The sequence below is a fragment of the Paraburkholderia bannensis genome (genome assembly GCF_014200455.1).
GTDB lineage: Bacteria > Pseudomonadota > Gammaproteobacteria > Burkholderiales > Burkholderiaceae > Paraburkholderia > Paraburkholderia bannensis_A.
This window is the reverse complement of the sequence record NZ_JACHBW010000002.1, coordinates 131378-144616: the sequence shown is the minus strand read 5'-3', so window position 1 is coordinate 144616 and position 13239 is coordinate 131378. Positions and strand designations below refer to the sequence as shown.

The window sequence follows — 13239 nt, the reverse complement described above, 5'->3', positions numbered from 1 at the left end:
AAGCACGTGCAAGGCAAATATCCGGAATCAAACGATGGTGGGTCAGAGGCCAGACGAAGCGCCGCAGGCGCATGGTGGGCCCGAAGGTCCGCAAGACATGAACAAAGCATCCCGCCGGGGGCAGGATGTGAAACCGGATGCAGCAAAGCCCGCTGTGCATGTGGCAACCGACCACAACGCAGAGTGGGACGCCGATCAGCAAGATAACAACGACATCGTTCCGCTCACCCGGGCCGAAGCCGAACAGATCTTCGGCGCACAGGTGAGCCGCCCGTCCCGCGTCACACCTTTTCGTGTCGTGGCGGCGCAAGTAGTTTTGTCCCTGGTTGCTACGCTGCTCTGGTGGCTGTTTTATAAGCCGCCGGGCGTGATCGCGCCGGGCGCCGTAGCACTATCGGCATTCCTGGGCGGAGCGATCTGCTGGATCCCCGGTGCGCTGTTCGCGGCGCGCCTCAAGCAGTTGAGCCGGGCAGCCACCGTGTTCAACTGGGTGCTCGGTGAAGCATTCAAGATGGGGGCGACGATAGCGATGTTCGTCGCCATCGCGTTCTGGTACCGCGACGTGCAATGGATTGCCTTGCTCGTCACGTACCTGATCGCACTGAAGACATACTGGATCGCGCTCGCGTTGCGCTGACCCACTGCCGACATCGCGCCGCCTGCTACGTAGCCAACGTAGAGGGCGTCGAGGCGATCGAAGCGGTGCACGGTTGGACTGCGCGTAGGCGACATATGTGGAGCTAAGACTTGTTCCGCAGCGGTGCGTTCCCGCAATACAGCATTGCGCGGGAACGGCCGGAACCGATTTTCGACAATTTGGGTGGCTTTTAACGATATGGCAGCTAGCGAAGGCACGCGCGCTCTGGATCCGTCAGAGTATATTGCGCACCACTTGCAGAACTTTTCCACCTCGCATCAGACCTCGATCGTCGATTTCCACGTCTGGAATCTCGACACGCTGTTCTGGTCGATTCTGTGTGGCCTCGTGACCATCTTCCTGTTGCGTCTCGCAGCACGCTCGGCGACTCCCGGTGTTCCGGGCCGCTTCCAGTGCGCCGTCGAGATGCTGGTGGAACTGGTCGAAGACCAGTCGAAGTCCATCATTCACGGCAATCGCAAATTCATCGCGCCGCTCGCCCTGACCGTGTTCGTTTGGGTTGCGCTGATGAACTCCCTCGACTTCATCCCCGTCGACCTGCCGGGCCGCGTGATCGGCTGGCTGGGTCTGTCCGAAGCACTGCCGCACCAGCGCATCGTCCCGACCGCCGACCTCAACGGCACGTTCGGCATCGCGCTCGGCGTGTTCGTGCTGATGATCTATTACAACCTCAAGATCAAGGGTCCTGGCGGCTTCGCGCACGAACTGCTGTCGGCTCCGTTCGGTTCGCATCCGCTGCTCTGGATCCCGAACCTTGCACTCAACATCATCGAGTTCGTCGCCAAGACGGTTTCGCTCGCCCTGCGGTTGTTCGGCAACATGTATGCAGGCGAACTGCTGTTCCTGCTGATCGCCCTGCTGGGCAGTCTCTGGAGCTTCGGTGCGGACACGACGGTGCTTGGCTTCATCGGCCATGTGATTGCGGGCAGCGTGTGGGCGATCTTCCACATCCTGATCGTTCTGCTGCAGGCGTTCATTTTCATGATGCTGACGCTGGTGTACATCGGCCAGGCACACGACAGCCACTGAGCGGCGGTCGTACCCAGAATTGCAGTTTTAAGTTTTAAATCCCCAGTTCCAGAAAATCTCACAAAGGAGTGATCATGCAAGCTTTCATCGCCAACATCCAGGGTTTCACGGCCATCGGTATCGGCATCATCATCGGCCTGGGTGCAATCGGCGCCTGTATCGGTATCGGCCTGATGGGCGGCAAGTACATCGAAGCCTGCGCACGTCAGCCTGAACTGATGAACCCGCTGCAGACGAAGATGTTCCTGCTGGCTGGTCTGATCGATGCAGCGTTCCTGATCGGTGTTGGTGTTGCAATGCTGTTCGCGTTCGCGAACCCGCTGCTGTCGAAGCTCGCCGCGGTCGCGGGCTAAGTTCCCTGGAAGGTTGCGCCTGATCTATAACGGAATGGGCGCAGAGCGGAACGGGTGACAGGGCGCTGATCGAGTTTCACAACCGATGAGCGCCTTGCCGTTTCAATTCCCCGGAATAGCTGATTAAGGAAACACCGTGAATCTCAACGCAACCCTGTTTGCGCAAATGGTCGTGTTCCTGATCCTCGCGTGGTTCACGATGAAGTTCGTGTGGCCGCCGTTGATCAACGCCCTCGACGAGCGCTCGAAGAAGATCGCTGACGGCCTCGCGGCTGCTGAAAAGGGTAAGCAGGAACTCGAAGCGGCGCACAAGCGCGTGGGCGAAGAGCTCGCCTCGGCCCGTAACGAGGGTCAGAGCCGTATCGCCGACGCTGAGAAGCGTGCGCTGGCTGTCGCAGAAGAAATCAAGGCCCAGGCACAAGCCGAAGCGGCCCGGATCATCGCTACGGCGAAGGCGGACGCAGAGCAGCAGGTGGTCAAGGCACGCGAAGCACTGCGCGCCGAAGTCGCCGCCCTCGCCGTGCAAGGCGCTGAGCAGATCCTGAAGCGCGAAGTCGATCAGTCGGCCCATGCCGAACTGCTGAATCAACTGAAAGCCGAGCTCTGATCATGGCCGAACTTGCAACCATCGCCCGCCCGTACGCAGAAGCCCTCTTTGGCGTGGCCGAAGCTGGCGACCTCGCCGCCTGGTCCACGCTCGTTACGGAGCTGGCACAGGTTGCGGCCGTGCCCGAGGTGCTGTCGGTCGCGTCGAGCCCGAAAGTCAGCCCTACCCAGGTCGTCGAGCTGCTGCTCGCGGCGGTGAAGTCCCCGCTCAAGGATTCGGCCGAGGCGAAGAACCTCGTGCAGATGCTGGTCGCGAATCACCGCCTGGAACTGCTGCCGGAAATCCACACGCAGTTCGAAGCGCTCAAGAACGCCAAGGCCGGTGCAGCTGACGCGCTGATCGTCAGCGCGTTCCCGCTCGAAGGCGCGCAACTGGACGAACTCGTCGCCAGCCTCGAACGCAAGTTCAAATGCAAGCTGAAGCCGACCGTCGAGATCGACAAGTCGCTCATCGGCGGCGTGCGCGTCACGGTCGGCGACGAAGTGCTCGATACCTCGGTCCGCGCGCGGCTCGCCAGCATGCAGGCGGCACTGACCGCCTGAACGCCTCGATCCCAACGATCGGGCGTGGCGGCTGGCACGCAACAGAATTGAACATCAGGAGCGAATAATGCAACTCAATCCCTCTGAGATCAGCGAGCTGATCAAGAGCCGGATCCAGGGCCTTGAAGCGAGCGCGGACGTTCGCAACCAGGGCACCGTGATCTCCGTGACCGACGGCATCGTGCGCATCCACGGCCTGTCGGACGTGATGCAAGGCGAAATGCTCGAATTCCCGGGCAACACCTTCGGTCTCGCGCTGAACCTCGAGCGTGACTCGGTCGGCGCCGTGATTCTGGGTGAATACGAACACATTTCGGAAGGCGACATCGTCAAGACGACGGGCCGCATTCTGGAAGTCCCGGTTGGTCCGGAACTGATCGGCCGCGTGGTCGATCCGCTCGGCAACCCGATCGACGGCAAGGGTCCCGTCAACGCCAAGATGACCGACGCGATCGAAAAGATCGCTCCGGGCGTGATCTGGCGTGAAGGCGTCTCGCAGCCGGTGCAAACCGGTCTGAAGTCGATCGACGCAATGGTGCCGATCGGCCGTGGCCAGCGTGAGCTGATCATCGGCGACCGTCAGTGCGGCAAGACCGCAGTGGCCGTCGACACGATCATCAACCAGAAGGGCAAGGATCTGATCTGTATCTACGTCGCCATCGGTCAGAAGGCTTCGTCGATCCAGAACGTGCTGCGCAAGCTCGAAGAAACCGGCGCGATCGAGTACACGATCGTGGTCGCGGCTTCGGCTTCGGAATCGGCTGCGCTGCAGTACCTCGCACCGTACGCCGGCTGCACGATGGGCGAATACTTCCGCGATCGCGGCCAGGACGCCCTGATCATTTATGACGATTTGACCAAGCAAGCCTGGGCATACCGTCAGATCTCGCTGCTGCTGCGCCGCCCGCCGGGCCGCGAAGCTTACCCTGGCGACGTGTTCTATCTCCACTCGCGTCTGCTTGAGCGCGCTGCACGCGTGTCGGCTGACTACGTCGAGAAGTTCACGAACGGTGAAGTCAAGGGCAAGACGGGTTCGCTGACGGCACTGCCGATCATCGAAACGCAGGCAGGCGACGTCACGGCATTCGTTCCGACGAACGTGATCTCGATTACCGACGGCCAGATCTTCCTGGAAACCGACCTGTTCAACGCAGGCATCCGCCCGGCAATCAACGCCGGCGTGTCGGTGTCGCGTGTTGGCGGTGCGGCTCAAACGAAGGTCGTGAAGAAGCTGTCGGGCGGTATCCGTACCGACCTCGCGCAGTACCGTGAACTGGCGGCATTCGCCCAGTTCGCATCGGACCTCGACGAAGCGACCCGCAAGCAGCTCGAGCGCGGCCGCCGCGTCACCGAACTGCTCAAGCAGCCCCAGTACCAGCCGCTGCAAGTCTGGGAACTGGCTGTGGCGCTGTTCTCGGCAAACAACGGCTACCTCGATGACATCGACGTCGCTCAAGTGCTGCCGTTCGAAAAGGGCCTGCGCGAATACCTGAAGTCGAAGCACGCCGACCTCGTCGCGCGCATCGAAGACAAGAAGGACCTTTCGAAGGACGACGAGAACGCGCTCCACGCGGCTCTCAAGGACTTCAAGAAGTCCGGCGCATACTGATCCGTCCGGGAATCAACTTAGATAAACGGACTGGGACCCGGGTGAGTGCGGCGCACTGATCCGGGTCGACAAAGGAGCAAGCAATGGCTGGAATGAAGGAAATTCGCGGCAAGATCAAGAGCGTGCAAAACACGCGCAAGATCACCAAGGCGATGGAAATGGTCGCGGCATCGAAGATGCGCCGCGCCCAGGAGCGCATGCGCGCTGCTCGCCCGTATGCCGATAAGGTCCGCGACATCGCTGCGCACATGAGCCGTGCGAACCCCGAGTATCGCCACCCGTTCATGGTGGAAAACAACGATGCGAAGGTCGCCGGCGTGATTCTCGTCACGACCGACAAGGGTCTGTGCGGCGGGATGAACACCAACGTGCTGCGCGCGACGCTGCAGAAGTTCAAGGATCTGGAAGCGTCCGGCAAGTCGATCGAAGCAACTGCGATCGGCACGAAGGGCCTCGGTTTCCTGAACCGTCTGCGCGCGAAGGTCGTCTCGAACGTCGTGCAGCTCGGCGATACGCCTCACCTCGAAAAGCTGATCGGCGCCATCAAGGTGCAACTCGACCAGTACTCGGAAGGCAAGATCTCCGCGGTCTATCTGGCGTACACCCGCTTCGTCAACACGATGAAGCAGGAGCCGGTGATCGAGCAGCTGCTGCCGCTGTCGAACGAGCGCCTGAACGGTGGCGAGGACGATGGCGCGACGCCGAAGTCGCAATGGGACTACATCTACGAGCCGGACGCGCAAACCGTCGTGGACGAACTGCTGGTCCGCTATGTCGAAGCACTGGTCTATCAGGCCGTGGCTGAAAACATGGCGTCGGAGCAGTCCGCCCGTATGGTCGCGATGAAGGCGGCGTCGGACAACGCGAAGACGGTCATCAACGAACTGCAGCTCTCGTACAACAAGAGCCGCCAGGCTGCGATTACGAAAGAGCTTTCGGAAATCGTCAGCGGCGCAGCAGCCGTCTGATAGACAGAACGCGAACCGATTGCGAAACCGCGCCGGTGAATTCCGGTGGGCGAGTGAAGAATTCAGGTATCTAAAGGAAAATCGATGAGTACAACTGCTTTGGTAGAAGGCAAGATCGTACAGTGCATCGGCGCGGTGATCGACGTGGAATTCCCGCGTGAACACATGCCGAAGATCTACGACGCGCTGGTTCTCGATGGGTCGGAACTGACCCTGGAAGTGCAGCAGCAGCTCGGCGACGGCGTTGTCCGTACGATCTGTCTGGGTGCGTCGGACGGCCTGCGCCGCGGCACCGTGGTCAAGAACACCGGCAAGCCCATCAGCGTGCCGGTCGGCAAGCCGACGCTCGGCCGTATCATGGACGTGCTCGGCCGTCCGATCGACGAAGCCGGTCCGATCGTCAGCGAAACGACGCGCGCGATCCACCAGAAGGCTCCGGCGTTCGAAGACCTGTCGCCTTCGGCTGAACTGCTCGAAACCGGCATCAAGGTTATCGACCTGGTCTGCCCGTTCGCGAAGGGCGGCAAGGTTGGCCTGTTCGGCGGCGCCGGCGTGGGCAAGACAGTGAACATGATGGAACTCATCAACAACATCGCGAAGGAACACGGCGGTTACTCCGTGTTCGCCGGCGTGGGTGAGCGTACCCGTGAAGGGAACGACTTCTATCACGAAATGAAGGACTCGAACGTCCTGGACAAGGTTGCGCTGGTCTATGGCCAGATGAACGAGCCGCCGGGCAACCGTCTGCGCGTCGCGCTGACCGGTCTGACGATGGCCGAGCACTTCCGTGACGAAGGCCTCGACGTTCTGTTCTTCGTCGACAACATCTACCGTTTCACGCTGGCTGGCACGGAAGTGTCGGCACTGCTCGGCCGTATGCCGTCGGCAGTGGGCTATCAGCCGACGCTGGCTGAAGAGATGGGCAAGCTGCAAGAGCGCATCACGTCGACCAAGAAGGGTTCGATTACGTCGGTTCAGGCCGTCTACGTTCCGGCCGACGACTTGACCGACCCGTCGCCGGCTACGACCTTCGGCCACCTTGACGCAACCGTCGTTCTGTCGCGTGACATCGCCTCGCTGGGTATCTACCCGGCAGTCGATCCGCTCGACTCGACCTCGCGTCAGATCGACCCGAACGTGATCGGCGAAGAGCACTACACGATCACGCGCCGCGTGCAGCAGACGCTCCAGCGCTACAAGGAACTGCGCGACATTATCGCGATTCTGGGCATGGACGAACTGTCGCCGGAAGACAAGCTGTCGGTCGCCCGCGCACGTAAGATCCAGCGTTTCCTGTCGCAGCCGTTCCACGTCGCGGAAGTCTTCACGGGCTCGCCGGGCAAGTACGTGCCGCTGAAGGAAACCATCCGCGGCTTCAAGATGATCGTCGATGGCGAATGCGATCACCTGCCGGAGCAGGCGTTCTACATGGTCGGCACGATCGACGAAGCCTTCGAAAAGGCCAAGAAGATCCAGTAAGGGTTAGTTGCCTAAGTGCGGACAAGTCCAGCGGGCTTGTTCGCCACCGCAGCCACTTACCCCCCAGGAGTCGACACATATGGCAGCAACCATCAAGGTAGACGTCGTCAGCGCCGAAGAGAGCATCTTCAACGGCCAGGCGAAGTTCATCGCGCTTCCGGGCGAAGCCGGCGAGCTGGGCATTCTGCCGGGCCACACGCCGCTCATCACGCGGATTCGTCCGGGTGCCGTGCGCATCGTGGCCGAAAACGGCGATGAAGAGTTCGTGTTCGTCGCAGGCGGCATTCTCGAAGTGCAGCCGGGCGCCGTGACGGTGCTCGCCGACACCGCGATCCGCGGCAAGGATCTCGACGAAGCGAAGGCCGCAGAAGCGCGCAAGCGCGCCGAAGAGGCGCTGCAGAACGCCGGCTCGAATCTGGAGTACGCAACCGCACAGGCCGAACTGGCCTACGCAGTGGCGCAACTCGCAGCGATCCAGCGCCTGCGCAAGATGAATCAGCACTAATTCCGGTCCGCGGGCCCGTTTGCGGCGCGCAGTGTCCGAAGCGAAAAGGCTCCCTCTTCAAGGGGAGCCTTTTCTTTTTTACGCAACCGGTTTAGTTGCTCCGCCCGGTTCGCGCTTGACGCAGCTACAACGCCACACGCTAACGGCTATTGCCCTTGTTGTTGAGCACATCCACCCGCATCACGCCCTGACGCTGGTAGAAATAGTTCTGGTTCGTAAAGAGCCAGTCGCCGACATGGACGTTCGCCTGGATCAGCTCGCGCGCGGCAGGGGGGAATTTCGGGTTCTGGAGCAGCGCGTCGAGCTCCTCCCGTGTGACCGCATGCGCATCCGGGAACCCGGCATTGAACCAGAACGAGCCGTCAGGCTGGTACACGTCCATCGTTTCCGGGCGTATGCCAGCGTCGTAGTCCGCCTTGCGCACGAGTTCGTGAATGAACACATTGCAGCCAGACCTGAAGCCGTCAAGACGCAGTTTGCCGTTGCTATCGGTGACACCGAGTCTAACCACCGCCATGCCGTCGAAGTTCTCAGCATCAGTCTGCGTGAGGCCGAGGTAGGAGCTGGTGCCGAAGAACATGGCGCCTGCAGTCTTGCTCGTGTCACTGTTCACGTACTTGCTGATTGCCACGCTGAGCGACTTGTTGATGGCCGCGACGCGCGCGATCGTCGTGCTTGAGCCGATCTCGAAGCGCACGGCGCCGTCCTCGCCTTCGGCTGGCGCGACGACTTCGCCATTGATGAATGCCGTGAAGTCCCAGCCGTCGCGGAAATGGAACTTGGGCGAGACGCCGTCGGGATCGCGGCCGATGAGAAACTCATAGAGCAAGTACTTGCCGGTGTTGAGCGGCAGTTCGACCTCGTTCGCGCCCTCGACCAGCAACACGCCGCCGATCAGCTTGCTCGTATCCACCGAGTTATCCGGGTTGGAGATGTCGCCGTAGTGCGTGCCCGCGGGCACGACGCCGAACGCGTACTGGATGGTATCGGCGGGATCGGAATAGCCGTTGGCATCGGAGCCGGGCACACCGGCCCAGATCTTTTTGGACAGGCACAGCCGGCCTTTGCGATGGTTGTCGTTGGTGATCTCCACGCGCATCACGCCCTGGCGATCGTAAAAATACGACGAGGTCGCGAAAATCCAGTCGCCCACGTGCAGGTGGCCGCGAATCAGGGCGTGGCCGGCCTCGGTGTATTTCGGATCGGCGAGCAGCTGATCGATCTCGGCTTGCGTAATCTCGTGAGCCTCCGGCAGGTCGGTGTCGTACCAGAGCGATCCGTCCAGACGATAGACCGACATTTTCCCGGGTCGCACGCCTGCGTCGTAAAGCGCCTTTGGCACGACTTCGTGGATAAAGACGTTGCAGCCGGACACGAAGCCGTCGAGGCGCAGCTCGCCGTCCGCGTTGGTGAGGCCCAGGCGTACGATGGCCGGGCCGTTCCAGTTGAACTTGTCGGGCGTCAGGCCAAGATACGAACTCGTGCCGAAGAAGAGAATGTCTTTCTTGCTCCCTGCCCCCGCGCTTGAGCTAAGCCGCTTGTCGATCTGCACGCACAGCGATTTGTTGATGCCGACGACGTTGACGACCGAAGTCTGATCGCCGATTTCGAAGCTAATCCCGCCGTCCGCGCCTTCCGGTGGCGTGCGTCGCTCGCCGTCGACAAGCGCGGAGAAGTCCCAGCCGCCGCGCTGGGAGAAGCGTACTGAAACACCATCGGTGTCGCGCTCGATGACGAATTCGTAAAGCCAGTAGGAGCCGGGCGCGAGTTGCAGTTCGACCGTGCTGGCGCCCACGACCATGAGCACGCCGCCAATCAGCTTACTGCTGTCGACGACGCCCTGCGCGTCGGCAAGATCGGCATACTGCGTGCCCGCGGGCACGACGCCGAACGCGTACTGGATGGTATCGGCGGGATCGGAATAGCCGTTGGCATCGGAGCCGGGCACACCGGCCCAGATCTTTTTGGACAGGCACAGCCGGCCTTTGCGATGGTTGTCGTTGGTGATCTCCACGCGCATCACGCCCTGGCGATCGTAAAAATACGACGAGGTCGCGAAAATCCAGTCGCCCACGTGCAGGTGGCCGCGAATCAGGGCGTGGCCGGCCTCGGTGTATTTCGGATCGGCGAGCAGCTGATCGATCTCGGCTTGCGTAATCTCGTGAGCCTCCGGCAGGTCGGTGTCGTACCAGAGCGATCCGTCCAGACGGTAGACCGACATTTTCCCGGGTCGCACGCCTGCGTCGTAAAGCGCCTTTGGCACGACTTCGTGGATAAAGACGTTGCAGCCGGACACGAAGCCGTCAAGGCGCAGCTCGCCGTCCGCGTTGGTGAGGCCCAGGCGTACGATGGCCGGGCCGTTCCAGTTGAACTTGTCGGGCGTCAGGCCAAGATACGAACTCGTGCCGAAGAAGAGAATGTCTTTCTTGCTCCCTGCCCCCGCGCTTGAGCTAAGCCGCTTGTCGATCTGCACGCACAGCGATTTGTTGATGCCGACGACGTTGACGACCGAAGTCTGATCGCCGATTTCGAAGGTAATTGCGCCGTCCGCGCCTTCCGGTGGCGTGCGTCGCTCGCCGTCGACAAGCGCGGAGAAGTCCCAGCCGCCGCGCTGGGAGAAGCGTACTGAAACGCCATCGGTGTCGCGTTCGATGACGAATTCGTAAAGCCAGTAGGAGCCTGGCGCGAGTTGCAGTTCGACCGTGCTGGCGCCCACGACCATGAGCACGCCGCCAATCAGCTTACTGCTGTCGACGGCGCCCTGCGCGTCGGCAAGATCGGCATACTGCGTGCCCGCGGGCACGACGCCGAACGCGTACTGGATGGTATCGGCGGGATCGGAATAGCCATTGGCATCGGAGCCGGGCACACCGGCCCAGATCTTTTTGGACAGACGCATGCGTCCGTGACCGTAATTGCAACTGGCGTTCATCGCTGCTCCTTAACGAGGTGATTTCTCACATGGCAAATTGATTTGGACTACAAATTGATAAGTGCGAATAAAGCCCGGGTAAATGTTTGCAAAACAAATGCGCATTCAATTACGAATCGAAAGGAAAGTCCATAAGACTTGTCGGCGGAGCGACGCTATGGCGCAGCGCCGCCGGGGGAAAAGGGCAAAACGTTGCTCTGGATTGAGCAAAAAGTGGTGTCGACACGTCGGTGCCTGGGAGAGTGCGCCGATCGGAGCTTGTCGTCCGGCATCTCAGCCTGGGGAGAAATCACTTGACGTCTACGGAAAGGTAATGCGAAATCATGCCTTCGTGATTGCCGATGGCGCCGTCGGCGGGCACGTTCGCGGCGAGGTTTGCGGGCAGGTTTGCAAGCCATGCGCTGCGGGTAAAACTTGATGCTGCTGCCCATCAAGGCGGTGGCACAATCGTTTTCAAATCCATTTCAAACGGGACAGAGACTCCCGGGGAGACAGCCACCATGGCAATCGACGCAACAGGTGCGCGCGAAGCGCTCATCGCGCCGAAAGACGGGCTTTCCTACGTGCGCGGCAGCACCGCCATCCCGCTGAGCGACGCCACCATTGGCGCGTTCCTGCTCGATACCGCGCAGCGCTTTCCTGAGCGTCCGGCGGTGGTGTTCCGCGAGCAGGGTATCCGCTGGAACTGGCGCGAATTCGCCGACGAAGTGGACGTGCTGGCCGCCGGCTTTCTCGCGCTCGGCATCGAGCCAGGCGAGCGCGTGGGCATCTGGTCGCCCAATCGGGTGGAATGGCTGCTCACGCAGTTCGCCACGGCGCGCATCGGCGCGGTGCTGGTCAATATCAACCCGGCTTACCGGCTGGCCGAACTCGAATACGCGCTGAACAAAGTGGGTTGCAAGGCCATCGTGGCGGCCGAGAGCTTCAAGACCTCGAAGTACCTGGAGATGCTGCAGACGCTCGCGCCTGAACTCGCGAACGCGACTCCCGGCGATCTGCACGCAGCGAAGCTGCCGGAACTGCGCGCGGTGATCCGCATGTGCGATACCGACACGCCGGGCATGCTCAATTTCAGCGACGTAATCGAGCAGGGCCGCGCGCGTCTCGAACGAAGCGGCAAGGGTGAACTGGACGCCATCGGCGCGACGCTCGGCCCCGACGATCCGATCAACATCCAGTTCACGAGCGGCACGACGGGCAGCCCGAAGGGCGCGACCCTGACGCATCGCAATGTGCTCAACAACGGCCGCTACATTGCCATGGCAATGCGGCTGACCGAACAGGATTCACTCTGCATTCCGGTGCCGCTTTATCACTGCTTCGGCATGGTGCTCGCGGTGCTGGCCTGCGTCTCGGTGGGCGCGAACATGGTGTTTCCGGGCGAGGCGTTCGATCCGCGCGCGACGCTGCAAGCGGTATCCGACGAGGGTTGCACGGCGCTGCATGGCGTGCCCACCATGTTCATCGCCGAACTCGATCACCCCGATTTCGCCAGCTTCGATCTCTCGCGTTTGCGCACCGGCATCATGGCGGGCTCGCCATGCCCGATCGAAACAATGAAGCGCGTGGTCTCGAAGATGCACCTCGCGGAAATCACCATCGCCTATGGCATGACGGAAACCAGCCCGGTGTCGTTCCAGAGCGCGACGACCGATCCGCTCGACAAGCGCACGACCACGGTGGGGCGCATCCAGCCGCATCTGGAAGTGAAGATCATCGATCCGTTGGGCAACATCGTGCCCGTGGGCGAAACGGGCGAACTATGCACGAAGGGCTATTCGGTGATGCGCGGCTATTGGGGCGATGACGCCAAAACGGCCGAATCGATTGTCGATGGCTGGATGCATACGGGCGATCTGGCGACGCTGGACGCCGAAGGTTATTGCAACATCGTCGGGCGCCTCAAGGACATGCTGATTCGCGGCGGTGAGAACATTTATCCGCGCGAAATCGAGGAGTTTTTGTTCCGCCATCCGAAGGTGCAGACGGTGCAGGTTTTTGGCGTACCCGATGCGAAGTACGGCGAGGAAGTCTGCGCGTGGATCGTTTTGCGTCCGGGCGAGAGCGCAACGGCGGAAGAGATCCAGGCGTTCTGCCAGGGGCAGATCGCGCACTACAAGATCCCGAAGTACATCCGCTTCGTCGACGAGTTGCCGATGACGGTGACCGGCAAGGTGCAGAAGTTTGTGATGCGCGCACGCATGATCGATGAACTGAAGATCGACGAGCAGAAGACCGCCTGAACCTTGCACCCGGTACCCCAAGAATTGATTTGGACGACGAACGAAAGAACGAACGAATGTGCGGGCTGGCGATTACGTCAGCCCATTCAAGCCAGACCGTCGATGAGCATACGCAAAACGCGCTTCGCCGATGCAGCAAAATGCATCGAAAATCGAGGAAAAAAGAGGGGATTGAAAAACTGCGGACGAAAAAAAAGCGGGCCTGGAGCCCGCTAAAAACCACACGCTACGGGGTTAGCGCGAGGAGACCAAAGGAGGAGCCGGCTAGAAACGTATGAAACGCCGGTCACGGCTCCAGCAAGGATGCCCCTTAA

General features: G+C 61.2%; 11 protein-coding genes. 10 read left to right on the top strand and 1 reads right to left on the bottom strand.

Features of this window, described 5'->3' with window-relative positions; genetic code table 11:
• Positions 1-34 precede the first annotated feature (34 nt).
• The 9 genes from F4827_RS03650 to F4827_RS03610 all read left to right on the top strand — a co-directional run bounded on the left by F4827_RS03650 (position 35) and on the right by F4827_RS03610 (position 7750).
• The gene (locus F4827_RS03650) at positions 35-637 is read left to right on the top strand and encodes an ATP synthase subunit I (RefSeq protein WP_409258763.1); all 603 of its coding nucleotides are present in this window, start codon (positions 35-37) and stop codon (positions 635-637) included.
• 198 nt (positions 638-835) lie between these two features.
• The gene (gene atpB, locus F4827_RS03645; protein ID WP_183721702.1) at positions 836-1687 is read left to right on the top strand and encodes a F0F1 ATP synthase subunit A; all 852 of its coding nucleotides are present in this window, start codon (positions 836-838) and stop codon (positions 1685-1687) included.
• Positions 1688-1761: 74 nt separating this feature from the next.
• Positions 1762-2040 carry a F0F1 ATP synthase subunit C gene (gene atpE / locus F4827_RS03640; protein ID WP_027815999.1) on the top strand — a complete coding sequence of 93 codons (279 nt, stop codon included), beginning with the start codon at positions 1762-1764 and terminating at the stop codon, positions 2038-2040.
• A 136-nt stretch (positions 2041-2176) separates the two neighbouring features.
• A complete protein-coding gene (locus tag F4827_RS03635; RefSeq protein WP_183721699.1) occupies positions 2177-2647 on the top strand; it encodes a F0F1 ATP synthase subunit B in 471 nt (156 codons plus the stop codon).
• A 2-nt stretch (positions 2648-2649) separates the two neighbouring features.
• Entirely contained in the window at positions 2650-3189 is a 540-nt protein-coding gene (locus tag F4827_RS03630; RefSeq protein WP_183721696.1) for a F0F1 ATP synthase subunit delta, read from the top strand.
• Between the two features lie 67 nt (positions 3190-3256).
• Positions 3257-4798 (top strand): F0F1 ATP synthase subunit alpha, encoded by a 1542-nt coding sequence (atpA, locus tag F4827_RS03625; RefSeq protein WP_183721693.1) that lies wholly within the window; start codon positions 3257-3259, stop codon positions 4796-4798.
• A gap of 83 nt (positions 4799-4881) precedes the next feature.
• Positions 4882-5766, top strand: a complete 885-nt coding sequence (gene atpG, locus F4827_RS03620) for a F0F1 ATP synthase subunit gamma (protein ID WP_167063727.1) — start codon at positions 4882-4884, stop codon at positions 5764-5766.
• An 84-nt stretch (positions 5767-5850) separates the two neighbouring features.
• Entirely contained in the window at positions 5851-7245 is a 1395-nt protein-coding gene (atpD, locus tag F4827_RS03615) for a F0F1 ATP synthase subunit beta (protein ID WP_183721690.1), read from the top strand.
• A 79-nt stretch (positions 7246-7324) separates the two neighbouring features.
• Positions 7325-7750, top strand: a complete 426-nt coding sequence (locus tag F4827_RS03610; RefSeq protein WP_042296371.1) for a F0F1 ATP synthase subunit epsilon — start codon at positions 7325-7327, stop codon at positions 7748-7750.
• Positions 7751-7889: 139 nt separating this feature from the next.
• On the opposite strand, the gene F4827_RS03605 is transcribed toward F4827_RS03610, so the two are convergent.
• Positions 7890-10682 (bottom strand): hypothetical protein, encoded by a 2793-nt coding sequence (locus F4827_RS03605; RefSeq protein WP_183721687.1) that lies wholly within the window; start codon positions 10680-10682, stop codon positions 7890-7892.
• A 500-nt stretch (positions 10683-11182) separates the two neighbouring features.
• Here F4827_RS03605 and F4827_RS03600 point away from each other — a divergent pair, with 500 nt between their 5' ends.
• Positions 11183-12925 (top strand): AMP-binding protein, encoded by a 1743-nt coding sequence (locus F4827_RS03600; protein ID WP_183721684.1) that lies wholly within the window; start codon positions 11183-11185, stop codon positions 12923-12925.
• The last annotated feature ends 314 nt before the right edge of the window (positions 12926-13239 follow it).

Excerpts from the sequence above, each read along its gene's own strand:
- F4827_RS03630 (WP_183721696.1), top strand. The coding sequence starts at position 2,650 with ATGGCCGAACTTGCAACCATCGCCCGCCCGTACGCAGAAGCCCTCTTT.
- F4827_RS03650 (WP_409258763.1), top strand. The coding sequence starts at position 35 with ATGGTGGGTCAGAGGCCAGACGAAGCGCCGCAGGCGCATGGTGGGCCC.
- F4827_RS03600 (WP_183721684.1), top strand. The coding sequence starts at position 11,183 with ATGGCAATCGACGCAACAGGTGCGCGCGAAGCGCTCATCGCGCCGAAA.
- atpE (WP_027815999.1), top strand. The coding sequence starts at position 1,762 with ATGCAAGCTTTCATCGCCAACATCCAGGGTTTCACGGCCATCGGTATC.
- F4827_RS03610 (WP_042296371.1), top strand. The coding sequence starts at position 7,325 with ATGGCAGCAACCATCAAGGTAGACGTCGTCAGCGCCGAAGAGAGCATC.
- F4827_RS03605 (WP_183721687.1), bottom strand. The coding sequence starts at position 10,682 with ATGAACGCCAGTTGCAATTACGGTCACGGACGCATGCGTCTGTCCAAA.
- atpD (WP_183721690.1), top strand. The coding sequence starts at position 5,851 with ATGAGTACAACTGCTTTGGTAGAAGGCAAGATCGTACAGTGCATCGGC.
- atpA (WP_183721693.1), top strand. The coding sequence starts at position 3,257 with ATGCAACTCAATCCCTCTGAGATCAGCGAGCTGATCAAGAGCCGGATC.
- atpG (WP_167063727.1), top strand. The coding sequence starts at position 4,882 with ATGGCTGGAATGAAGGAAATTCGCGGCAAGATCAAGAGCGTGCAAAAC.
- atpB (WP_183721702.1), top strand. The coding sequence starts at position 836 with ATGGCAGCTAGCGAAGGCACGCGCGCTCTGGATCCGTCAGAGTATATT.